General features: G+C 71.0%; 19 protein-coding genes. 12 read left to right on the plus strand and 7 right to left on the minus strand.

Going from position 1 to position 20,883, the window contains the following annotated elements:
• Positions 1-56: 56 nt before the first annotated feature.
• Both ACGFNN_RS07410 and ACGFNN_RS07415 read right to left on the minus strand, forming a co-directional pair.
• Complete coding sequence (locus ACGFNN_RS07410) at positions 57-971, minus strand: cation diffusion facilitator family transporter (RefSeq protein ID WP_393553770.1); 915 nt, start codon at positions 969-971, stop codon at positions 57-59.
• 109 nt (positions 972-1,080) lie between these two features.
• Positions 1,081-1,419: a DUF6479 family protein gene (locus ACGFNN_RS07415; protein ID WP_362675005.1), complete on the minus strand. Its 339-nt coding sequence runs from the start codon at positions 1,417-1,419 to the stop codon at positions 1,081-1,083.
• Positions 1,420-1,900: 481 nt separating this feature from the next.
• Here ACGFNN_RS07415 and ACGFNN_RS07420 point away from each other — a divergent pair, with 481 nt between their 5' ends.
• The 6 genes from ACGFNN_RS07420 to ACGFNN_RS07445 all read left to right on the plus strand — a co-directional run bounded on the left by ACGFNN_RS07420 (position 1,901) and on the right by ACGFNN_RS07445 (position 8,278).
• Positions 1,901-2,296: a hypothetical protein gene (locus tag ACGFNN_RS07420; RefSeq protein ID WP_362543766.1), complete on the plus strand. Its 396-nt coding sequence runs from the start codon at positions 1,901-1,903 to the stop codon at positions 2,294-2,296.
• 37 nt (positions 2,297-2,333) lie between these two features.
• On the plus strand, positions 2,334-2,906 hold the full coding sequence (locus ACGFNN_RS07425) for a 2Fe-2S iron-sulfur cluster-binding protein (RefSeq protein ID WP_393553772.1): 573 nt from the start codon (positions 2,334-2,336) through the stop codon (positions 2,904-2,906).
• Positions 2,903-3,898, plus strand: a complete 996-nt coding sequence (locus tag ACGFNN_RS07430; RefSeq protein ID WP_393553774.1) for an FAD binding domain-containing protein — start codon at positions 2,903-2,905, stop codon at positions 3,896-3,898. The genes ACGFNN_RS07425 and ACGFNN_RS07430 overlap by 4 nt, the downstream gene beginning before the upstream one ends.
• 45 nt (positions 3,899-3,943) lie before the next feature.
• Entirely contained in the window at positions 3,944-6,040 is a 2,097-nt protein-coding gene (locus ACGFNN_RS07435) for a xanthine dehydrogenase family protein molybdopterin-binding subunit (protein WP_393553776.1), read from the plus strand.
• Between the two features lie 154 nt (positions 6,041-6,194).
• Positions 6,195-6,728 (plus strand): ATP-binding protein, encoded by a 534-nt coding sequence (locus tag ACGFNN_RS07440; RefSeq protein WP_362675000.1) that lies wholly within the window; start codon positions 6,195-6,197, stop codon positions 6,726-6,728.
• 143 nt (positions 6,729-6,871) lie between these two features.
• The gene (locus ACGFNN_RS07445; protein ID WP_393553778.1) at positions 6,872-8,278 is read left to right on the plus strand and encodes an NADP-dependent succinic semialdehyde dehydrogenase; all 1,407 of its coding nucleotides are present in this window, start codon (positions 6,872-6,874) and stop codon (positions 8,276-8,278) included.
• A gap of 98 nt (positions 8,279-8,376) precedes the next feature.
• Here ACGFNN_RS07445 and ACGFNN_RS07450 read toward each other — a convergent pair whose 3' ends face one another.
• On the minus strand, positions 8,377-8,784 hold the full coding sequence (locus ACGFNN_RS07450; RefSeq protein WP_393553780.1) for a hypothetical protein: 408 nt from the start codon (positions 8,782-8,784) through the stop codon (positions 8,377-8,379).
• A gap of 110 nt (positions 8,785-8,894) precedes the next feature.
• Positions 8,895-10,010, minus strand: a complete 1,116-nt coding sequence (locus tag ACGFNN_RS07455) for a chemotaxis protein (protein ID WP_393553782.1) — start codon at positions 10,008-10,010, stop codon at positions 8,895-8,897.
• Positions 10,011-10,144: 134 nt separating this feature from the next.
• Between ACGFNN_RS07455 and ACGFNN_RS07460 the strand changes: the two genes are divergently transcribed.
• Complete coding sequence (locus ACGFNN_RS07460; RefSeq protein ID WP_362548282.1) at positions 10,145-10,639, plus strand: DUF1269 domain-containing protein; 495 nt, start codon at positions 10,145-10,147, stop codon at positions 10,637-10,639.
• Positions 10,640-10,828: 189 nt separating this feature from the next.
• Here ACGFNN_RS07460 and ACGFNN_RS07465 read toward each other — a convergent pair whose 3' ends face one another.
• Complete coding sequence (locus ACGFNN_RS07465) at positions 10,829-11,638, minus strand: endonuclease I family protein (protein ID WP_393553784.1); 810 nt, start codon at positions 11,636-11,638, stop codon at positions 10,829-10,831.
• Between the two features lie 212 nt (positions 11,639-11,850).
• On the opposite strand from ACGFNN_RS07465, the gene ACGFNN_RS07470 reads away from it, so the two are divergent.
• The 4 genes from ACGFNN_RS07470 to ACGFNN_RS07485 all read left to right on the plus strand — a co-directional run bounded on the left by ACGFNN_RS07470 (position 11,851) and on the right by ACGFNN_RS07485 (position 16,477).
• Entirely contained in the window at positions 11,851-12,063 is a 213-nt protein-coding gene (locus ACGFNN_RS07470; protein WP_362548276.1) for a hypothetical protein, read from the plus strand.
• A gap of 70 nt (positions 12,064-12,133) precedes the next feature.
• Positions 12,134-13,291: a methyltransferase gene (locus ACGFNN_RS07475; RefSeq protein WP_393553786.1), complete on the plus strand. Its 1,158-nt coding sequence runs from the start codon at positions 12,134-12,136 to the stop codon at positions 13,289-13,291.
• Between the two features lie 113 nt (positions 13,292-13,404).
• A complete protein-coding gene (locus ACGFNN_RS07480; RefSeq protein WP_393553788.1) occupies positions 13,405-14,295 on the plus strand; it encodes an oxygenase MpaB family protein in 891 nt (296 codons plus the stop codon).
• 34 nt (positions 14,296-14,329) lie between these two features.
• Positions 14,330-16,477, plus strand: a complete 2,148-nt coding sequence (locus ACGFNN_RS07485) for a tetratricopeptide repeat protein (RefSeq protein WP_393553790.1) — start codon at positions 14,330-14,332, stop codon at positions 16,475-16,477.
• A gap of 29 nt (positions 16,478-16,506) precedes the next feature.
• Here the strand turns inward: ACGFNN_RS07485 and ACGFNN_RS07490 are convergent, their stop codons facing one another.
• Complete coding sequence (locus ACGFNN_RS07490) at positions 16,507-17,133, minus strand: DinB family protein (protein ID WP_393553792.1); 627 nt, start codon at positions 17,131-17,133, stop codon at positions 16,507-16,509.
• 151 nt (positions 17,134-17,284) lie between these two features.
• Between ACGFNN_RS07490 and ACGFNN_RS07495 the strand changes: the two genes are divergently transcribed.
• Positions 17,285-18,859 carry a phytoene desaturase family protein gene (locus ACGFNN_RS07495; protein WP_393553794.1) on the plus strand — a complete coding sequence of 525 codons (1,575 nt, stop codon included), beginning with the start codon at positions 17,285-17,287 and terminating at the stop codon, positions 18,857-18,859.
• Positions 18,860-19,148: 289 nt separating this feature from the next.
• Here the strand turns inward: ACGFNN_RS07495 and ACGFNN_RS07500 are convergent, their stop codons facing one another.
• Positions 19,149-20,537 carry an endo-1,4-beta-xylanase gene (locus tag ACGFNN_RS07500; RefSeq protein WP_393553795.1) on the minus strand — a complete coding sequence of 463 codons (1,389 nt, stop codon included), beginning with the start codon at positions 20,535-20,537 and terminating at the stop codon, positions 19,149-19,151.
• Positions 20,538-20,883: the final 346 nt, after the last annotated feature.

Raw genomic sequence — 20,883 nt, forward strand, 5'->3', positions numbered from 1 at the left:
CGGCCAGGACCAGCCTCATGTGCCCGGGCGACTCCCGCAACACGCGGGGAAGGTGATCAGACCCCGCCCCGAGGGGGAGCGTTCGTGATGTCGAGGAAGACGTGCTCCGCCTCCGGCCAGTTGCCGCCTATCGACCGCTTGATCCGGACGGAGACCCGCTCCACCTCCTCGCTGTCGATGCCGGGTGCCAGATCGACCCTGGCCGCCACCAGCACGGAGTCGAGTCCCAGACCCATGGTGAACAGTGCCGCCACGTTGTCGATCTCCGCCTGCGAGGTGAGCAGCTCCTCCACGCCGCGCCGCAGTTCCGGGTCGGCGGACTCCCCGATCAGCCGGTCGCGGGCGTCCCTGCCGAGCCGGAAGGCGACGTAGACCAGCAGCAGCCCGATCCCCAGGGAGGCCGACGCCTCCCAGACGACACTGCCCGTGACCAGGTGGAGCACCATTCCCGCCATGGCCAGCAGGACGCCCAGCACGGCCGTGCTGTCCTCGGCGATGACCGTGCGCAGGGCCGGGTCGCGGCCGGCGTCCTTCTCCCGGCGCAGCTGCAGCAGAGCCCGCACCAGGGAGCCGCCCTCGGCGAGCAGCGCGACCGCGAGGACGATCAGGCCGACCGTGTACCCGCCCGACGACTCCTGATCGTTCCGGCCCAGTGCCTCGAAGCCCTGGTAGAACGAGAAGCAGCCCCCCACGACGAAGATGCCGACGGCGGCGAGCAGCGACCAGAAGTACCGCTCCTTGCCGTACCCGAAGGGGTGACGGGCATCGGGCGGACGGTGACTTCGCCGCAGTGCCGCCAGCAGGAACACCTCGTTGACACTGTCCGCCACGGAGTGCGCGGCCTCGGACAGGAGAGCGGGGGACCCCGAGAGGAGTCCCCCGACGGTCTTCGCCGCCGCGATGACGAGATTGGCGGCGAGCGCGACGAGGACGGTGACGCGGGTCCTGCGGTCCGACTCGGGCTGGTTCATATGCCCCCCGTCTTCATGTTCCTCCGATCGAAGGCCTGGGGTCGCGGATCCGGGGACGGCTGTCCGTACACGCTCCTGTGCGGGCCCGGACAGCCGTGCGGAACCTGACTCAGTCACGTCGTTCGTCGTCCTCCGGCGGCCGGGCCGGCTCGCTGCCGTGATCGCTGAGTTCGTACGGGGTCATCGCCCTGCCGTCCTCCGGGAAGTCGTCCGCATGGTGCCGGCCGCTCTCCTGGATCTCGGTCCGGTGGTCCGGACGGGGCGGCTGTTCCTCGGGGCGCGGGGGCGGCGACTCCTTGTCACGGCGCCGCATGCCGAACCAGAAGGCGCCGACCAGCAGAACCACCACGGCGAGTCCGACCACACCCACGATCACACCCACCGCGCCCGGTCCGTCGTCGGCGAGGGTGGCGGCGAGCGTGTCCCTTGCTCCGTTCGTTACGTCCATGCATGGCGCATACCCCAGGGAGTCGATCACAGACAGCCATTGACATGAATTCATGTTTTATGGCGATGTCAAGGTAAATGTGTTTCATATGGTTCGAATCGGCTACACGATGATCACAGGGCAGGCTTCCGCGACCCGGTCGAGTGCGTCACCGAAGCCAGGGAACCGGCCCAGGACTCACCCGTCCGCGCGTCTTCCGTCGAGTGCCCGGGGACACGCCGGACATGCGGGCCCCGCTCCTCGTCCCGGCCGCGGACGCCCGCGACGGGGGACCGGAGCCGTCCGACGCCCGCCCTCCGTCCCGGCGCGGGCGCCGCTCGTGTCGCCGACACCGAGCCGTGGGGTGAGCCTGGAGTAGGGCCCAGGACGCACGAGGAGTGCGCGACCGTGGCGTCACGGGCCGCGGCCGACGACCGCTCGGTGCCGGTACGGCGGAAGTCCCGCGAGCGGCGTTCGGACGCCCCCACCGAAAGGAACCAGGGTGAACAGCACGAAGGAACAGACACAGGCACACCATGAGAGCGGCGATGTCGTGGTCGCCGTGACCGGCTGCCCGAAGGAGGACGCGCGCACGGTCTTCGACGTGCTGCGCCGCGCCTTCGTGTCGGACCGTCCCGAGAGCGATACACCGCAGGAGGCGTCCGACACCCGCCCCACCGTGTGGACGGCGACCGTCGACGTCTCCGAGACGAGGTCCGGGCAGGGGCCCGAGCAGCTCTCCGTGCCGGTGATGGTCGAGGCGCAGGGCGGTTACTGGGCTGTCGACCGGCTCCGAATCCTCCTGGCGGAAGCCTTCTCCGTCCGGCTCGTCGGGACGGCGGCGGGGGACCAGGAACAGGAGATCCGTCTGCGGCTGGAGAGCCACCGCCCTGTGTGACCACGGCGACCGCACCCGACCAGGAAGGCACGCGTAGATGGACGACACCTTGGGGGCTCTCGGCACGGACGAGGCACGGGCCCCCACCGCCGGCGACCGTTCCACCTTCACCCTCCACGTCAACGGTGAGGAACGGACCCTGACGCTCGATCACCGCACCACACTGCTGGACGTGCTGCGGGAGCACCTCGGACTCACCGGCGCCAAGAAGGGCTGCGACCACGGGCAGTGCGGGGCCTGCACCGTCCTCGTCGACGGGCGGCGCGCCAACAGCTGCCTCCTCCTGGCCGTCGCCCAGCAGGACGCGCACATCACCACCGTCGAAGGACTGGCCACCGGCGACGAGCCGCATCCGCTGCAGAGCGCCTTCGTGGACAGGGACGCGCTCCAGTGCGGATACTGCACCCCGGGGCAGATCTGTTCCGCCGCGGGCATGCTCGGCGAGGCCGAGGACGGCTTCCCCTCCCACGTGACCCCGTGGACGGCGCTCGCCTCGGAAGGTCCGATGCCACTGGACGCCGGCGAGATCCGCGAACGCATGAGCGGCAACCTCTGCCGGTGCGGCGCCTACCCCCATATCGTCGAAGCGATCGAGGACGTGGCCCCGTGAAGCCCTTCGCCTATCTGCGCCCCGGATCGGTGGCCGAGGCCGTCCGTGCCGGCGCCGGACACCCTGGTTCACGCTTCCTCGGCGGCGGAACCAACCTGGTCGATCTGATGAAGCTCGGGGTGGAGTCGCCCCAGCTGCTCATCGACGTCACGCGGCTGCCGCTCGACCGGGTGACCCCCACAGGCGACGGGGGGCTCCGGATCGGCGCGACCGTACGCAACAGCGACCTCGCCGCCCATCCCGACGTACGGCGCCACTACCCCGCCCTGTCCCAGGCCCTGCTGGCCGGCGCGTCGGGGCAGTTGCGCAACACCGCCACCACCGGTGGGAACCTGCTTCAGCGCACCCGTTGCCCCTACTTCCAGGACGTCTCCAAACCCTGCAACAAGCGGCTTCCGGGGTCCGGCTGTCCCGCACGCGAGGGCGCGCACCGCGATCTCGCGGTGCTGGGCCACTCGCAGCACTGCGTGGCCACCCACCCCTCCGACATGGCGGTCGCCCTCGCGGCCCTCGACGCCACGGTCCAGTTGCACGGGCCGGAGGGCGAGCGGACCGTCCCGCTGACCGACTTCCACCGGCTGCCGGGCGACAACCCCGACCAGGACACGGTGATCCGCCCCGGGGAGCTGCTCACCGAAGTGGTGCTGCCTCCCGCGCCGGACGGTGCCGTGTCGCTCTACCGCAAGGCACGGGACCGCGCCTCGTACGCCTTCGCCCTGGTCTCCGTCGCGGCGGTGCTGTGTGTCCGCGACGGCCGGGTGGACCGCGTGGCGCTCGCGTTCGGTGGGCTCGCCCACCGGCCGTGGCGAGCGCGCGTCGCCGAGGACATGATCCGCGGAGCCCGGGCGACCGAGGACGTCCTCACCCGCGCGGTGGACGCCGAACTGGCCTCCGCCGCACCTCTGCGCGACAACGGCTTCAAGGTGGTCCTGGCCCGGAGGCTGGCCGTCGCCGCCCTGACCGAACTCGACGCCCGGACAGCAGGCGCCTGATCCGCGAGCCGTTCGCCACACTCCGAGGAACCGAGGCTTTCCGACATGAGCGACACCCCCCGGGCGCTGGGCGCGCCCGTCGTACGCCGCGAGGGCCGCGACAAGGTCACCGGCGCCGCCCGTTACGCCGCCGAACGCACCGGGCCCGGCCGCCTCTACGGCTGGATCGTCCCCGCGACCGTCGCGAGCGGCCGGGTCACCGCTGTCCGTACCGCGGACGCCCTGGCCGACCCGGGCGTGCGTACCGTCCTGACCCACGAGAACGCCCCGCGGTTGGCCGATCCCGACGATCCCATCCTCCGCGTGCTCCAGGACGACCGGGTGCCCCACCGGGGCTGGCCCGTCGCACTCGTCGTGGCCGAGAGCATCGAATCCGCGCGGGCCGGGGCCGCGGCCGTGCAGGTCGAGTACGACACCCATGGGCACGACGTCGTCCTCACCGGCGACCACCCCGGGCTCTACACCCCGGACGAGGCCAACGGAGGCCACCCCGGCCTGCGGGAACGAGGCGACGCCATGCGGGCGTTCGAGGCCGCACCGGTCCGGATCGACTCCGTGTACAGACTGCACGGACTGCACAACCACCCCATGGAACCGCACGCCTCCACGGCGTCCTGGGACGACGGCCACCTGACCGTCCACGACTCCAGCCAGGGCTCGACGGCGGTACGCGACAGCCTCTCGAAGGCGTTCGGGCTCGACAGCGGCGAGATCACCGTCGTCTCCGAGCACGTCGGCGGAGGCTTCGGCTCGAAAGGGACCCCCCGCCCTCAGGTCGTGCTCGCCGTGATGGCCTCCCTGCACACCGGGCTCCCGGTCCAACTGGCCTTGCCCCGACGCCACATGGCCGCGATCGTCGGCCACCGCGCGCCCACCTTGCAGCGCGTGCGGCTGGGCGCGGACCGCGACGGCGCCCTGTCCAGCGTCACCCATGAGATCGTCACCCACACCTCCCGGATCAAGGAGTTCGTGGAGCAGGCGGCGGTCCCCGCGCGCGTCATGTACGCCTCGCCTCACAGCCGTACGGAACACCAGGTCGTGGCCCTCGACGTGCCCAGCCCGTCCTGGATGCGCGCGCCGGGGGAGGCCTCGGGCATGTACGCCCTGGAGTCGGCCATGGACGAACTGGCCTGTGCCCTCGGGATCGACCCCGTCGAGCTGCGCCTGCGCAACGAGCCGCGGACCGAGCCCGACAGCGGACGGCGGTTCAGCAGCCGCAACCTCGCCGCCTGCCTGCGCGAGGGCGCACAGCGCTTCGGCTGGAGCAGCCGTGACCCGGAGCCCGCCGTCCGAGAGGACGGGGCCTGGCTCCTCGGCACCGGAGTCGCGTCGGCGACGTACCCGGTCCTCGTCGCGCCGTCTGCGGCCTCCGCGCACGCCGCGCCCGACGGCTCCTACCGCATCGGCGTCAACGCCACGGACATCGGCACGGGAGCCCGCACCGTGCTGGCTCAGATCGCCGCCTCGGCCCTGGGGACTCCCGTGGAGAGCGTGACGACCGACATCGGCAGGAGCGACCTGCCCGCCGGCTCCGTCGCGGGCGGCTCCTCGGGCACGGCCTCCTGGGGCTCGGCCGTGCACAAGGCGGCGACGGAGCTGCGGGACAGGCTGACCACACACACCGGGCCGCTGCCCCCCGAGGGCGTCACGGTCACCGCCGACACACGGGAGGAGACGGCGCAGGAGTCGCCGTACGCCCGGCACGCCTTCGGTGCGCACTTCGCCGAGGTCGCGGTCGACTCGCTCACCGGAGAGATCCGGGTACGTCGGCTGCTCGGTGTGTACGCGGCCGGACGCATCCTCAACTCCCGTACAGCGCGCTCCCAGTTCATCGGCGGCATGGTCATGGGTCTCGGAATGGCGCTCACCGAGGGCAGTGACATGGACCCGGTCTTCGGCGACTTCACCGAGAGCGACCTGGCCTCCTACCACGTGCCGTCCTGCGCGGACGTCCCGGACATTCAGGCGCACTGGATCGACGAGGACGACCCCCACCTCAACCCCATGGGAAGCAAGGGCATCGGCGAGATCGGCATCGTCGGCACGGCGGCGGCGATCGGCAACGCGGTGCGCCACGCCACCGGAGCGCGACTGCGGGAACTGCCGCTCACTCCCGACAAGGTGCTGCCCTACCTGCCGTGACACCCCGTGACGGCCGTCCCGGTTTGCGCAACCGGCCCCCCGGGGTCACCCTGATGAGTGACCCAGAAGTGATTACTGCTCACGCTTCGTGTTCGGGGGTCGTTGGTTCAGACGGGTTGAAGCCGTGGGCCTCGCGTGGTGAGGAGCCTCGACGATGACCGTTCCACTCGACCGGCACTATCTGGTCGAACTGCAGGTGTCGGCAGAGCGCATTTCCCAGCTGCGGCGCATAGTCGCCGCGCACCTTCGTCACTGGAGTCTCGATCTGCACGTCCGGCCCGTGTGCCGGGCCGCGGAGGAGCTCCTGACGAACGTCCAGAGGCACGTCGGTGACGACAACGAGTGTGTCGTCGAACTCCGCTGGACGGGCCGGCACCTGACGGTGTCCGTGGCCGACAACGACCCGCGGATGCCCCGGCTGCTCGACGGCGGAGGCGGCGGCCTCAGCCGTGTCATGGCCCTGAGCGACAGCTGGGGCACCTGCCGCACCACCGACGGCAAGGTCGTGTGGTTCACGCGGTACGCGGAGACGCCGTGCACCACCGGCCTGCTCCCGCGGACCCCGCTGCCCGGCGGCCGCACGTTCCTCGGCGGCCCGGCGGGCGAGGGCACACCGGTCGCCGACGTCACCCCCGCCGCCGAGGCCGTACCGGCCGGCGAAGGGGTCCAGGTGGCCGAACTCGTGTGACGAACGGCCCGGCACCGGCCCGGCCGGCGCGGACGGCGTGCCCGGAGCACGCATGATCCGCGCCGGCCGGGTACGTGTGCGTGGGGGAGCCGCGTCGCGCGCCCGCGACGTGTGACGGACGAAGAGCGACGCAAGGAGAGAGCATGCCCATCGCGACGGTCAATCCCGCCGACGGCGAGACGATCAGGACGTTCGACGCGCTGGACGAGCAGGAGACCGAGCGAAGGATCGCCACGGCGCACCGGGCGTTCCGAAGCTTCCGCACCACGGGATTCGCCGAGCGGGCAGCCCTGTTGCACAGTGCCGCGGACCTCCTCGACGAGGACCAGCAGGACATCGCCCGCACCATGACCACCGAGATGGGCAAGCCGGTCAAGGCGGCCAGGGCTGAAGCCGCCAAGTGCGCCAAGGCGATGCGCTGGTACGCGGACAACGCCGAGCGGCTGCTCGCCGACGAGCACCCCGCCGACGCCGACGTCAAGGACTCCGGCGCCTCACGCGCCCGCGTCCACTACCGGCCCCTCGGCGTCGTCCTCGCCGTGATGCCGTGGAACTTCCCGCTCTGGCAGGTGATGCGCTTCGCCGCGCCCGCCCTCATGGCGGGTAACACCGGTCTGCTCAAGCACGCCTCCAACGTCCCGCAGACCGCCTTGTACATCGAGGACCTGTTCACCAGGGCGGGGTTCCCCGAAGGGTGCTTCCAGACGCTCCTGATCGGTTCGGGCGCCGTCGAATCCGTACTGCGCGACCCACGCGTCGCGGCGGCGACACTGACGGGCAGCGAACCCGCGGGCCGCGCGGTGGCCTCGGTCGCCGGTGACGAGGTGAAGAAGACGGTGCTCGAGCTCGGCGGCAGCGACCCTTACCTCGTCATGCCGTCGGCCGACGTCGAGAAGGCCGCGGCGACCGCGGTGACCGCCCGCGTACAGAACAACGGCCAGTCCTGCATCGCGGCCAAGCGCTTCATCGTCCACACGGACGTGTACGACGAGTTCGCCGAGCGGTTCACCGCCGGGATGCGGGCCCTGACGGTGGGCGACCCGCAGGAGGAGACCACCGACGTCGGCCCCCTCTCCAGCGAACAGGGCCGTGCCGACCTGGAGGAACTCGTCACGGACGCCCTCGGCAAGGGCGCCACCGCACTGTGCGGAGCAAGGCGCCCCGACGGCCGGGAACGGGGATGGTTCTACGAGCCCACCGTGCTCACCGGGATCACCCCGGAGATGCGCATCCACCGCGAGGAGACGTTCGGGCCGGTCGCGACGCTCTACCGGGTCGCCGACCTGGACGAGGCCCTGGAGCTCGCCGACGACACGCCGTTCGGCCTGAGTTCCAACGTCTGGACGCGTGACGAGCAGGAGATGGAACGCTGCGTGCGGGACATCGACGCGGGCGGAGTCTTCTTCAACGGCATGACGGCCTCCCACCCGGCGCTGCCCTTCGGCGGGGTGAAGCGATCGGGCTACGGCCGCGAGCTCGCGGGACACGGCATCCGGGAGTTCTGCAATGTCACCACCGTCTGGTACGGCCCCGCTCCCGACGCGGGCTGACGTCCACGCGACGTGGACGTCGGCTGAGGTCCACGCGACGTACGTCGGCCGGCCTGCTCGCTCGCAGGCCGGCCGGCCGGCGTACGCGTGCCGAGGGCTCAGCCGACGATCGTGCGCACGACCGGTGAGACTGCGCCGCCGCCGACGATCCGCAGGGCGTTCTCGCCCTTCATCCCCAGCTTGACCCGGAGGCTGTACTCGCCGGTGCGGCTGGTGCTCATCGTGGCCGGCAGCGACACCCAGCGTCCGCCCTGCTTCTGCTGCAGCGTGACCGGCGTGCCGGCGACGACGTTGCGGGCGGAGCCGTGGATGCGGAACTCCTCCCAGGCCGCCACGTTCCGGGCGGTGGCGTAGGCGGAGAGCGCGGGTCGCGTGGCCAGGTCCTGAGCGCGCTCCCCGGACGGCGGCGCGGGGACACCGGACGATGCCGCGGCCCCGCCCACCGCGCCGGCCAGTGCCGCCGCTGTCAGCAGGGCAGCAGCCGACGCGCGCCTGAATCGGTCCATGGATGGCTCTCCTTCGTGCCCGACGTGATCGGCGAGACCACGCGGTGAGATCGACTTCGGAGCGCCAAACCTAGACAAAATTCACATAATCCTCACGTAGGGACACGCGGTCAGAACCGCAGGACCGCCGCCAGCCGCCCGTGGTCCGCGAGGGAGTCGTCGGCGACGAAAGCGACCTCGCACCCCTTGTCCAGTGCCGCCTCGATCAGCTCGTCGACGATGTCCTCGCGGATCCGGTCGTCCGAGGACGGTGAGACGTCCGGCCCCACGGGCTCCAGGTGGCCGTCGGTCACCCTGACCGTCCGCTCGAAGTGCTCCTCGACCGCGACCAGCCCGGCGCGGCCCTCCTTGACGGCCAGCCAGACCTCGTCGAGTCCCCCGGCGAAGGAGTGGCTGCTCTGGGCGCCGTCGAGCCTGGTCCGGAGCGTTGCCGCGGTCTTCCGCCGCCACTCGCCCAGGGCGGGAGCCAGTTCCTTGGCCAGTTCGGGGGCGCTCGTGCCCGCGGTCGTCCCCTTCGCGACCCTGCCGATGGCCGGCTTCGCGCTCTCGCCGACCTCGTCGAGGAGGGAGAGGGCGGGGGCGAGGCCCACCAGGAAGAGGGGGCGCGGATCCGCGGCCATGACAGCGCGCAGCTTCTCGTCGACCGTACGCAGGAAGTTGCGTGCGTCCTCGCTGCTGTACGTGCTGGGGGTGTCCCCGATCCGCTCCTCGCGCTGGGGGTTGGGGGCCTCGTGCGGCGCGGTGAGGGGGAATCCGCCCCGGTGCTCGGGGGTGAGCCCGTCGTTCGTGCCGGAGAAGAGGCACGCGTGCTCCGCGGAGAGGGTGAGGACCCGGAAGAGCTGGGCGCCGGCCTTGGCCGCGACCAGGTTGCGGGTGAGGTAGCTGTCGCTGAGGACCACCCGCTCGGGCGCGGTGCGCGGCAACTGCCAGATCTGGTACTCGCGGGCGTCGGCGAGGATGACGAGTGACTCCAGCGCTCGGCGCTGGTCCACCTCGGCGACCGCCCGGTCGAGCTGGGCCTTCAGCGCACTGCCCGCCTCCGGGCTCACCCGGGGGTCCTCGTCCAGGCGGCGGCCGGCCTCGGCCACCAGATTCCTCAGGCGTACGGCGTCCTGCGCGTTGTCGGGCGCCCGGCGGTGGGTCGGCATCGTCAGGGACAGCGCCGGATAGTCCCTGGTCGCGCGAAGTTCCTGCAGAAGGCCGGGCGTCAGTGCGTCCGTGTCCATCGTTCCCTCCCGGAGGGCTCTGGGTCGGCGTTGCTGATGTCGCCCCTGGGTGGGGAGCGGGTCGTTCGACGAGTCAATTCATACCTTTTGATCCTAATATGGGCGAATTATTCGACCCGCTTCGGAGGTGTGCCATGTCCACGCTCACCGTGTGGAAATTCCAGTCGGCCGAGGGTGCGGAGAACGTCGAGACGGCCCTGAAGTCACTGCAGAAGGAAGGGTTGGTCAGGATCCTTGACGCCGCCGTCGTCACATGGCCCGTCGAGCGTTCGAAGCCGAAGACGAAGCAGCTGATCAACCTGGTCGGCGCGGGTGCCCTGAGCGGCACCTTCTGGGGGATGCTCTTCGGGCTCATCTTCCTGATGCCCTTGCTGGGCGCGGCCATCGGCGCGGCGGCGGGGGCTCTCGGAGGGCGGCTCGCCGACATCGGCATCGACGACGAGTTCATCGCGGAGGTCAAGGAGAAGGTGACCCCGGGTACCTCCGCCCTCTTCCTCCTCACCATGGACGAGGTCCCCAGCCGCATCAGCGAGTCACTTCCGGGTGGCGGGGCGGAGCTGCTCCACAGCAACCTCGACGCCGAGCGGGAGGCGAAGCTCCGCGACATCTTCGGCGACGAGGGGGAGTGACGCGGAAGGGGCGGGGCTGTCGCGGCTCGCCCGCGGGAGGGCCGGCGAGCCGCCGTGGTGGATCCCGGCGGCCGACCGGAGCCGGCCGGTCCCGGTGGGGGAGCGGACCGGCACGGACCTGCCTCGCTCCGGCTCCGGAGAGGGGCAGGTCCGTGCCGCGCGCAGGCCGTGGCCGGTCCGGACCGGCCTCTACCAGATGGCCTCGACCCACTCGGGGTGATCGATGAACGGGTTCCGGTTGTGCTGGAACTGCTCGTATATGACCTCGTTGCGGTTCTGCTCGAAGCTGTCCGGCGGGTCCTCCTGGCTCCACTGCTTCAGCACGGACAGGCGGCCGATGTTCGGGGCCGAGCCGTTGTCCACGCTGTCGTTCGGCTCGAGATCGGCGAAGGAGTCATCGCCCTCGTACCGCACCGCCATGTAGAGGATCATCCGGGCGACGTCCCCCTTCACCGCGTCGCGGGGCTCGAAGGAGTCGCTGTCGGTGTAGTTGCCCGGTGCGCCCGACACCGCGCTCCCGCCGTTGTCGAAGTCCTTGTTGCCCCTGATGGAGTTGACCTGGACGTCCGTGGGGCGCAGGTGGTGGATGTCGGTCCCCGGGCCTGTCGAGGTGCCGAAGTCTCCGTGGGACTTGGCCCAGACGTGCTCCCTGTTCCAGTCGCCGACGGCGCCTCCGTTGTCGTTCTTCGACTGCGAACGTCCCGTGTAGAGGAGGATCACGTGGGAGGAGTCGGCGGGGTCCTCGTCGGTGGCTTTCAAGGCGTCCCACACCTGGCTGTAGGAGAGCTTGGTCTGGTCGCTGATGATCGTGTGGAGCGAGCTCTTGAGCGCGGCACCGGTCTTGCCCAGGGCGTCCTGGTAGTAGGTGTCGTCGAGTGTGGCGGCGGTCGGCGCCGTCGGGGTGGCCGCGGGGGCGGTTGCGGCGATGCCGGTCAGAATCACGACCGAAGCGGCCGTGGCGAGTAGTGGACGCGCGTAGATACGGCGACGAACGGACATGTGGGGTGTCCTCTCCGGGGCGGCTGAGCGCTGTCGTGGTGTCCGGATTCTTCCTCTGGGCCGGGAGCCTTCCACACGCACGGTGCCGGTGGTGTGAACGGCCTGTATTCATCATGTGCAGGTCAAGTGTCCATCAGGGGCTCCGCCCTGCCCGCATCGGATGCGCCGACGCCCGCCCGGCGCGAGAATTGCCGCAAGGACGAGGAGGCGGTATGAGCGAAGAGCCCGAATCCGTATCCGCACCCGCGCGGGACGTGCGGGGGGTCACCCCCGACCGGCTGCTGCACTCCGGCGGCAGCGATCAGCCCAGTGCGGAGGACCTGGTCCTCGCCTCCGGGCGGGACCTGACCCCGGAAAGCCTCGAGTGGGCGCGGCGCAGGATCTCCGAGGAGGGCAGGTCGGCCATCGACAAGCGGCTCCCGTAGACACGGATTGCCCGCGGGCGGCGGGGAGCGTGCGAGACGCGCCCCGCCGCTCGGCTAGCCTGAACACAATATGAACCGTTTGACGACGTCACAGGGCGAATTCGACCTCGCCCGCTTTCCGGAGAACCCGCGCGACCCCTTCCGCGCCTGGGACGCCGCCGACGAGTACCTGCTGCGCCACCTCGAGGGGGGCGAGGGGGGTGAGCCTGTCCGGCCGGCCGGCACCGTGGTCGTCCTCGGCGACCGCTGGGGCGCTCTGTCCACCGCGCTGTCCGCGTACCGCCCCGTACAGATCACCGACTCCTACCTCGCCCGGCGGGCGACGCTCGCCAACCTGGCGCGCAACGGCGCCGCCCCGGACTCGGTGGACACGCGCTCCGCGCGCGACACCCCGCCCGAGCGGGTGGACCTTCTTCTCGTGCGGGTGCCCAAGAGTCTGGCGCTCCTCGAGGACCAGCTGCACCGGCTCGCCCCCGCGGTCCACGCCGGGACCGTCGTCATCGGCACCGGCATGGTGAAGGAGATCCACACCTCCACCCTCAAACTGTTCGAGCGGATCATCGGGCCCACCCGCACCTCCCTCGCGGTGAAGAAGGCCCGGCTCATCTTCTGCACCCCCGACCCCGCCCTGCCCAGGACGCCCAGCCCGTGGCCGTACCGCTACCGACTGCCGGACGACGTCGGCGTGGTTTCCGGACGCACCGTCACCAACCACGCGGGCATCTTCTGCGCCGAACGCCTCGACATCGGCACCCGTTTCTTCCTGAAGCACCTGCCCGTGCGGACCGGCCCAGACCGGGTCGTCGACCTGGGCTGCGGGAACGGAGTCGTCGGCACGGCCGCCGCGCTCGCCAACCCCGAGTCCTCCGTCACCTTCGTCGACGAGTCCTACCAGGCCGTCGCGTCCGCCGAGGCGACGTTCCGGGACAACGCCGGGCCGGATGTCCAGGCAGCATTCCTGGTCGGCGACGCGATGGCGGACGTGCCGCCGGGCGGTGTGGATCTGGTACTGAGCAACCCGCCCTTCCACTCGCACCAGGCCGTCACAGATGCCACCGCCAGGAACATGTTCCACGGTGCGCGGGCCGCGCTGCGCCAGGGCGGGGAACTGTGGGTCGTCGGCAACCGGCACCTCCGATACCACACCCAGCTCCGCAGGATCTTCGGCAACTGCGTCACCGTCGCCGGCGATCCGAAGTTCGTCGTCCTGCGGGCCGTCAGGCGCTGACCCGCGCGGGCCGGCGTGGCGCACCCCGCGGTCACGGGTCACGTCCCCGGGACGCGGACCGCGGGTGCCCGCGACGACGCCCGTACTCCGCCGACAGGAAAGGTCACGAGGCGATGAAGGCTCCGGACCAGGGGTTGTTCGGTCCAGGCTCGGTCACCTGGCAGTTGCACGCGGACCCCATGATGTGGGTGGGAGGGATCCGCGCCCTGTACCTCCAGGCCCTCCACCCACGAGCGGTCCGCGGTGTCATGCAGAACTCCGACTTCAGGGAGGACGCCTGGGGGCGCCTGATCCGCACCGCCGACTTCGTCGGCACCCTGACCTACGGCACCACCGAGGCCGCCGAGGCGAAGGGCGCGAAGGTCCGCAGGATCCACCGGCTGCTCCGTGCCACCGATCCGCGGACCGGTGAGATCTACGGCATCGACGAGCCGGAGCTGCTGCTCTGGGTGCACTGCGCGGAGATCGACTCCTATCTGCGGGTCCTGCTCCGCTCAGGTCTCCCGCTCACCGGCGCACAGGCCGACCGCTATGTCGACGAGCAACGGGAGTCGGCCCGCCTCGTGGGCCTCGACCCGGCAGACATCCCGGCCACCGTCGCCGCTCTCGGCGCGTACTTCACGTGTGTCAGGGGCCAACTCGCCGCCGGGCCGGAGGCCTTGGACGTCGACGACTTCCTGCGTGATCCGCCGGTGCCGGCTCCGCTGACCCCGGCGCGTGCGCTGTTCTGGCGGCGGGTGGCAGCACTCGCCTACGACTCCCTTCCGCCCTGGGCCCACGAGTTGTACGGCAGACCGGCGCCGCCCGCCGCGGTGGTGGACCGCAGACTGCGCACGGCCGGGAGCCTTCTGCGCGCCGTCCCCGCCCGGCTCCGCCGGCGTCTGCCGCCCGGACACGTCAACAAGGCGATGGCACGGCTCGGCAAGGGGAGCCGACCCACCCCGTACAAACTCCGCAGACTGGCAGCCATACTGGACGGGCCGGGGAGGGCGCAGCAGCGTTAGCGGGCAGTGGAGCGGACGGGGGCGAAGGCGGGCGATGGGGGAGACCAGGCTGATCCATGGCCGCTACCAGCTGCTCGATGTCATCGGGCGCGGCGGCATGGGAGAGGTGTGGCGTGCGCGAGACGAAGCGTTGGGCCGGCAGGTCGCCGTCAAGTGCCTGAAGCCCATGGGCCCGCAGCACGACCAGGACTTCGCACGTGTCCTGCGCGAGCGCTTCCGCCGGGAGGCGCGGGTGGCCGCCGCACTGCAGCACCGGGGTGTGACCGTCGTCCACGACTTCGGCGAGTCCGAAGGAGTCCTCTATCTCGTCATGGAGCTCCTGGAGGGGCGCGATCTCAGCCAGCTGCTGGAGGACAACGCGCGGGCGCCGTTGCCGGTGGCCGACGTCGTCGACATCGCGGAGCAGGTCGCCGACGCTCTCGGCTACACGCATCAGCAGGGCATCGTGCACCGGGACCTCAAGCCCGCCAACATCGTGCGGCTCCACGACGGGGCCGTGAAGATCTGCGACTTCGGCATCGCCAGGCTCGGCCGCGACGTCGGCTTCACCTCACGGCTGACCGGCACCGGCATAGCCATGGGAACGCCGCACTACATGTCGCCGGAGCAGATCAGCGGGGCAGAGGTCGACCACCGCAGCGACCTCTACTCGCTCGGCTGCGTGCTGTACGAGATCGCCACCGGTGTGCCGCCCTTCGACATGGAGGACGCCTGGTCCGTGCTCGTGGGCCACCGGGACACCGTCCCCGAACCGCCCCGGTCCCACCGTGCCGAACTCCCCGGCTTCTTCGACGAGGTCGTCCTGGACCTGCTCGCCAAGACCCCCGGGGAGCGGCCCGCCGACGCGGGTGACCTGCGCCGGCGGATCGCACTGGGGCGTACGGGAGAACAGCCGGTGCCCGGGCGGATACGTCCTTCACTGTCCGGTCGGCAACCCGTCGCCGGCGCCGATGAGCCCCGACTGCCTTCTTGGACACGCGACATGACCACCGGTCACAAGCCGCGCGGGCAGGTGTCCCGGACGCCGGAAGCCCTCGACCGGGCGACCGCGCTGACCGGGGCGTGGACCACCGCCTCCGCCGTCCCTCCGGCCGGTGCGAGCGGCCCCGTGCCCCCACCGCTTCCGCCTGCCACCGCGCACCGGGACGTCGCCGGTGAACGCGAGTACGCGCTCGGCCCCGATCATCCCGACACCCTCGCCGGCAGATACGAGGCCGCCCTCACACTCAGCCGCACCGGACACACCGCGACGGCGCTGCGCGAGTTCACCCGAGTGTCCGAGGGCCGCGAGCGCACCCTGGGGCCCGACCACCCCGACACCCTCGCCGCCCGCCAGGAGAGTGCGTACGTACTCGGCCGGCTCGGCCGTCCCTTCGAGGCGCATCAGCTCTACGCCGCGGTGCTCGCGTCGAGGGAGCGCTCGATGGGGCCCGACCACCCCGATACCCTGCGCTGCCGCCACAACCTGGCCTTCAACCTGGGCATGATGGGCCGTGTCGAGGAGTCGTACCGCACGGCCCTGGAAGTCGCCGGCGCCCGCCGCCGGGTGCTGGGCGCGACACACCCGGACACCCTGGCCACCCTCTACGAAGTGGCCTGCTCGCTCGGCCGCATGGACCGCTGGGCCGAAGCCCTGCGGACGTACCGTGAAGTGGCGCACGCGCGTGCCGGTGTGCTCGGGTCCGACCACCCCGACACGCTCTCCGCGCGTTACGGGACGGGCATCAGTCTCGGGCGCCTCGGCCACTGCGCGGAAGCCCTCGACCTCTATCGCTCCCTGGTCGACGACCGCACCCGCATCGGCGGGCCCACGGACCCCGAGACCCTGCGGGCCCGGCACGGACTCGGCGTCAACCTCGGCCGCCTCGCACGCTGGGAGGAAGCCCTCCACGAGGCACGCGAGGTCAGCGCGATCCGCGAACGCACCCTGGGAACGGGACACCCGGACACTCTGGTCAGCCACCGTGAGGTTGCCGTCGCACTCGGCTGGCTCGGCCGCTGGGACGAGGCCCTCACCGGATACCGCAAGGTCGCCGACATCCGTGAACGCACCCTGGGACCGGATCATCCCGACACTCTCGCCGGACGCGACGACGAAGCCCAGTGCCTCGAACAGCTCGGCCGCGGAGCGGAAGCGGCCGACCTCCACCGCAAGGTCGCCGATCGGCGGGGGCACGCCTGAGGGACGGCGCCCCCGCCGAACGCCGGCCCTCAGCGCCGGTCGGCGCGCACCCGGTAGAGATCCCGCAGCAGCGCGATCTCCGCGCCGTGGTGCAGGAGTTCCTGGTTGACCCACCACACGACGTCCAGGAAGGCGTCCTCGGGGTCACTGCCGTACGGGTACGTGCTGTACCCGACCGTGTCCAGCGCCGCGTCGTCCGCGCTCAGCAGCGCCGCCCGCCACGAGGCTGCCGCGGAGCCGAAACCGGCGAGCGCCTCCGCCGCCGTCCCTGCCACGCGGTAGTCCGCCCTGGTCGCGCTGTGGCTCCCCGCCGTGTGGTCCGCCCGTAGGGCCAGCAGCTCGCTGAGATGACTCAGACGCCACGCCAGGGTGGTGAAGGGCGGCGGGGACGGGTGCGGGAAGGGAGCGGTGTCGCGCCCCCATTCACCGGCACCCGTCAGTGTCGCCGCGCCCGGGCCCGGCCCCGCAGCGTGAGGCCGTACGGACCAGCACTCCGGCACCGGCTCCCACAGGTACTCCTGGTCGGTCAGTGGGGGAGCCTCCACGTCGGTGCCGTTCCCGCTGTCGACGAAGGGGCCCGCCATCCTCCTCGTCAGGCGTTCGCAGGCCCAGTCGAACTGCTTCAGCAGCGGGATCAGGCGGGCGGGTGGGTTCACAGTGACTCCTACGACGGACGGGAACGCGCGGACCGACCGGCACTCTGGCACAGGGGCCGGGCCCGGCGCCCGGGGTTTCCGGAGCGCGAGCACACCCCGGCCCCGTCCCACTCCTCTGTCCAGGGGCAGGCGCCACGTGTTACCAAGAGGCATGCCCGCAGACGAGACGCCCTCACCCGGCAGGCCGACGCACACCCACTACGACGCGGTGATCGTGGGCGGTGGACACAACGGACTTGTCGCCGCCGCCTACCTGGCCCGAGCCGGGTGGAGCGTCCTGGTGCTGGAACGCCTGGGCACCACCGGGGGAGCGGCCGTGTCGAGCCGGCCCTTCGACGGGGTGGACGCCAGGCTCTCCCGCTACTCCTATCTCGTCTCGCTCCTTCCCCGGAAGATCGTCCACGAGCTCGGCCTCGACTTCGCCGTACGCAGGCGCACCATCTCCTCGTACACGCCGGTGGTGCGGGGCGGCAGGCACACGGGGCTGCTCGTGGGCGGTGACGGAACCCGGGAGTCCTTCGCCGCGATCACCGGGGACGACCGGGAGTACGAGGCCTGGCGGCGCTTCTACGGGATGACGGGGCGGGTCGCCGGCCGGGTGTTCCCGACCCTCACCGATCCACTTCCGGACCGTGACTCCCTCATGGCACGCGTGGACGACGAGAACGCCTGGCGGATGCTGTTCGAGGAGCCGATCGGCGTCGCCGTCGAAGACGCCTTCACAGACGACCTCGTGCGCGGTGTCGTGCTCACCGACGCCCTGATCGGCACGTTCGCCGATGCCCACGACCCGTCCCTGGTCCAGAACCGCTGTTTCCTCTACCACGTGATCGGCAACTCCACGGGTGACTGGGACGTCCCCGTCGGCGGCATGGGCGCGCTGACCGACGCCCTGGCGGCGGCGGCCCGAAAGGCAGGCGCGGAGATCCGGACCCTGCACGAGGTCACCCGCGTCGCGACCGACGGCAGCCGTGCCGAGGTCACCGTCCACTCGCCCGAGGCGGAGTCCGTCATCAGCGCGGGCAAGGTCCTCGTCAACGCGTCGCCGAAGGCGCTGGCCACACTCCTCGGCGAGCAACCGCCCGCCCCGGCGGAAGGCGCACAGCTGAAGGTGAACATGCTGCTCACGCGGCTGCCCGAGCTGCGCGACCGCTCGGTCGACCCGCGCCAGGCCTTCGCCGGCACCTTCCACATCGCCGAGGGGTACGAGCAACTGGCCGGCGCCTACCGGGAAGCGGCGGCCGGAAATCTGCCCACCGCCCCGCCGTCCGAGATCTACTGCCATTCCCTCACCGACCCGTCGATCCTCGGCCCCGGCCTGGCCGCCCGCGGCTACCAGACCCTCACGCTCTTCGGCCTGCACACCCCCGCCAGGCTCTTCACGGCGGACAACGAGGCCGCCCGCGACACTCTGCTGCGGGCCACCCTGGCCGAGCTCGACGCCCATCTGGACGAGCCGGTCACCGACTGCCTGGCCCTGGACGCCGACGGCAGGCCGTGCATCGAGGCGCGGACACCACTCGACCTGGAGCGCGATCTCGGACTTCCCGGAGGCCATATCTTCCATCGGGACCTGGCCTTCCCCTACGCGACCGGGGAGACAGGCCGATGGGGGGTGGAGACCACCCACGCCAATGTTCTGCTGTGCGGCGCGGGGGCAGTTCGCGGTGGCGGCGTCAGCGGGGTGCCTGGCCACAACGCGGCCATGGCCGCGCTCGGCCGGTGACGACCGCCTCGCGGGTGAGGAACGCACGGTGGAGGAACGCCGCGTCGGGCACCGGTCCTTCGGACCGAGGACGGGCATACGGAGCTCCGCCCCGCCCGGCCGGGCGACGGCGGGGGCGGAGCGGAGCGTGTGAGGGGAGCGGGGGCGACGAGTGCGGGCTCGTCGCCCCCACCCCGTACCGCCGGACGGGACGGAGGGGGGTGCGGGTGCGCCGGCATCCCGTTCCGGCGGAGTCCTGGCGGAGAGGCTCAGGAAGCGATGTGCGTCGTCCGTCGACGGCGCGGGTCCGTCAAGAGGCGGTGCAGGCGCCCACCACGGGCGTCGACGTACTGCCGTTCGTCGTGACGGTGAACCCGAAGGTCGTCGAGGCGCCGGCCGCCAGCGTCCCGTTCCAGGCGGGCTTGACGGTCACCACGCTGCCCGAGGTGGTGGGCGTTCCGTTCCAGAGGGAGGAGAGCTTCTGAGGAGACGGGACGGTCACCGGGACGGACCAGGTGGTGATCCCCGAGGTGCCCGCCTTGACGGTCACCTGCCCGTTGTATCCCCCGTTCCAGGCCGACGTCCGGGTGTATGTGGCCGTGCAGGCACCGGTGTTCCCTCCGCCGTCCTCACCGCCGTCGTCGCCGCCTCCGGTCGAACCTCCGAGCGCCGCGAGCACCGCGTCGTAGGCCGGCTTCTTGTTGTAGTCGCCGTCGAAGAGCAGCGGCGTACCACTGCTGCGCCACGAGTACTTGTCGGTGACCCCCCAGACGGTGATGCCCTTGCACTGTGTGACGGCCAGACAGGCATTGACCACCTTGGTGTAGTTGGTGGCCTGGGCCGAGCCGGAACCCTCGATGTCCAGTTCGGTTATCTGCACGTCGACGCCGAGGTCGGCGAAGCGCTGCAGGTTGGCCTGGAAGTCCGACGGCACCGGTGAGTTGCTGTTGAAGTGGGACTGGAACCCCACGCAGTCGATCGGGACGCCGCGTGCCTTGAAGTCCTTCACCATGGCGTAGACGGCGTTGCTCTTGGCGTTCTGGCCATCGGTGTTGTAGTCGTTGTAACAGAGTTTGGCGTCGGCATCGACGGTACGGGCGGTCCGGAACGCCTCCTCGATGAAGCCGTCACCGAGCTTGTCCTGGAAGGGCGAACTGCGCCGGGCACCGCTGCCTCCGTCCTGGAACGCCTCGTTCACCACGTCCCAGGAGTGGATCTTGCCCTTGTAGTGGGTCATGACCTGGGTGATGTGGTTGTTCATCGCCGAGCGCAGATCGGTGGCGCCGAGACCGCCGACCCATCCGGGGAGCTGCGAGTGCCACACGAGGGTGTGGCCCCTCACCTTCATCCCCTTGCCCTGTGCATGGCTGACGATCTGGTCGGCCGCGGAGAAGCTGAAGGAGTTGCGCGAACTTTCGACCGCGTCCCATTTCATCTCGTTCTCTGGGGTGACCGAGTCGAACTGGGCGTCCAGGGTCGACGCGTACGGTGCCTCCCCGAGGTGGTTCGCCGCGACCGCGGTCCCGAAGTAACGTCCCTTGGCGGCCGCGGCGTCCCCCAGCGCGCCGGTGGCCTGGGCGCTGCCGGCGAGCGCGACGACACCTGCGACGGCGAGGGCTCCCACCGTGACGAGCGACAGGGCCCGTCGGGCGCGGACGGGCGGTCGGACGGGGGCACCGCGTGGGGGAATCTGGTCCATCACGTTTTCCAGCCTCTTCTTCCGGTGCCGGGCAGGGTGAACCGATGCCCGGGCAGGGGGATTCGGACCGTTCGAGGTGCTGTGCGGGTGCTCTGCGGCGCCGTCGCGGAGATTCCTGGGGTGAATCAGCGGACGGAAGCGCGAGCTGTGGAACAAGGGGAGCGAGGGAGAGTATGCGCGCAGCGAGAAGAGGCGTCAACGCCAGATTTCCGAAATATTTCCGAGCCAACTACCGCTCATCCGAGTGGAGTTGCGGCTTCTACCTGTGTAGATGTGTGCTGGGCTGGTGCGTTGCGTGATCTGGTCGCCTGAGGTTGGAGGATGCCCGATCGATTTCTCGAAATGG

The organism is Streptomyces sp. NPDC048590, from assembly GCF_043199535.1.
Taxonomy (GTDB): domain Bacteria; phylum Actinomycetota; class Actinomycetes; order Streptomycetales; family Streptomycetaceae; genus Streptomyces.

Excerpts from the sequence above, each read along its gene's own strand:
- ACGFNN_RS07460 (WP_362548282.1), top strand. The coding sequence starts at position 10,145 with ATGTCCACGCTCACCGTGTGGAAATTCCAGTCGGCCGAGGGTGCGGAG.
- ACGFNN_RS07485 (WP_393553790.1), top strand. The coding sequence starts at position 14,330 with ATGGGGGAGACCAGGCTGATCCATGGCCGCTACCAGCTGCTCGATGTC.
- ACGFNN_RS07410 (WP_393553770.1), bottom strand. The coding sequence starts at position 971 with ATGAACCAGCCCGAGTCGGACCGCAGGACCCGCGTCACCGTCCTCGTC.
- ACGFNN_RS07495 (WP_393553794.1), top strand. The coding sequence starts at position 17,285 with ATGCCCGCAGACGAGACGCCCTCACCCGGCAGGCCGACGCACACCCAC.
- ACGFNN_RS07465 (WP_393553784.1), bottom strand. The coding sequence starts at position 11,638 with ATGTCCGTTCGTCGCCGTATCTACGCGCGTCCACTACTCGCCACGGCC.
- ACGFNN_RS07450 (WP_393553780.1), bottom strand. The coding sequence starts at position 8,784 with ATGGACCGATTCAGGCGCGCGTCGGCTGCTGCCCTGCTGACAGCGGCG.
- ACGFNN_RS07470 (WP_362548276.1), top strand. The coding sequence starts at position 11,851 with ATGAGCGAAGAGCCCGAATCCGTATCCGCACCCGCGCGGGACGTGCGG.
- ACGFNN_RS07415 (WP_362675005.1), bottom strand. The coding sequence starts at position 1,419 with ATGGACGTAACGAACGGAGCAAGGGACACGCTCGCCGCCACCCTCGCC.
- ACGFNN_RS07435 (WP_393553776.1), top strand. The coding sequence starts at position 3,944 with ATGAGCGACACCCCCCGGGCGCTGGGCGCGCCCGTCGTACGCCGCGAG.
- ACGFNN_RS07425 (WP_393553772.1), top strand. The coding sequence starts at position 2,334 with ATGGACGACACCTTGGGGGCTCTCGGCACGGACGAGGCACGGGCCCCC.
- ACGFNN_RS07455 (WP_393553782.1), bottom strand. The coding sequence starts at position 10,010 with ATGGACACGGACGCACTGACGCCCGGCCTTCTGCAGGAACTTCGCGCG.
- ACGFNN_RS07475 (WP_393553786.1), top strand. The coding sequence starts at position 12,134 with ATGAACCGTTTGACGACGTCACAGGGCGAATTCGACCTCGCCCGCTTT.
- ACGFNN_RS07440 (WP_362675000.1), top strand. The coding sequence starts at position 6,195 with ATGACCGTTCCACTCGACCGGCACTATCTGGTCGAACTGCAGGTGTCG.
- ACGFNN_RS07480 (WP_393553788.1), top strand. The coding sequence starts at position 13,405 with ATGAAGGCTCCGGACCAGGGGTTGTTCGGTCCAGGCTCGGTCACCTGG.
- ACGFNN_RS07445 (WP_393553778.1), top strand. The coding sequence starts at position 6,872 with ATGCCCATCGCGACGGTCAATCCCGCCGACGGCGAGACGATCAGGACG.
- ACGFNN_RS07500 (WP_393553795.1), bottom strand. The coding sequence starts at position 20,537 with ATGGACCAGATTCCCCCACGCGGTGCCCCCGTCCGACCGCCCGTCCGC.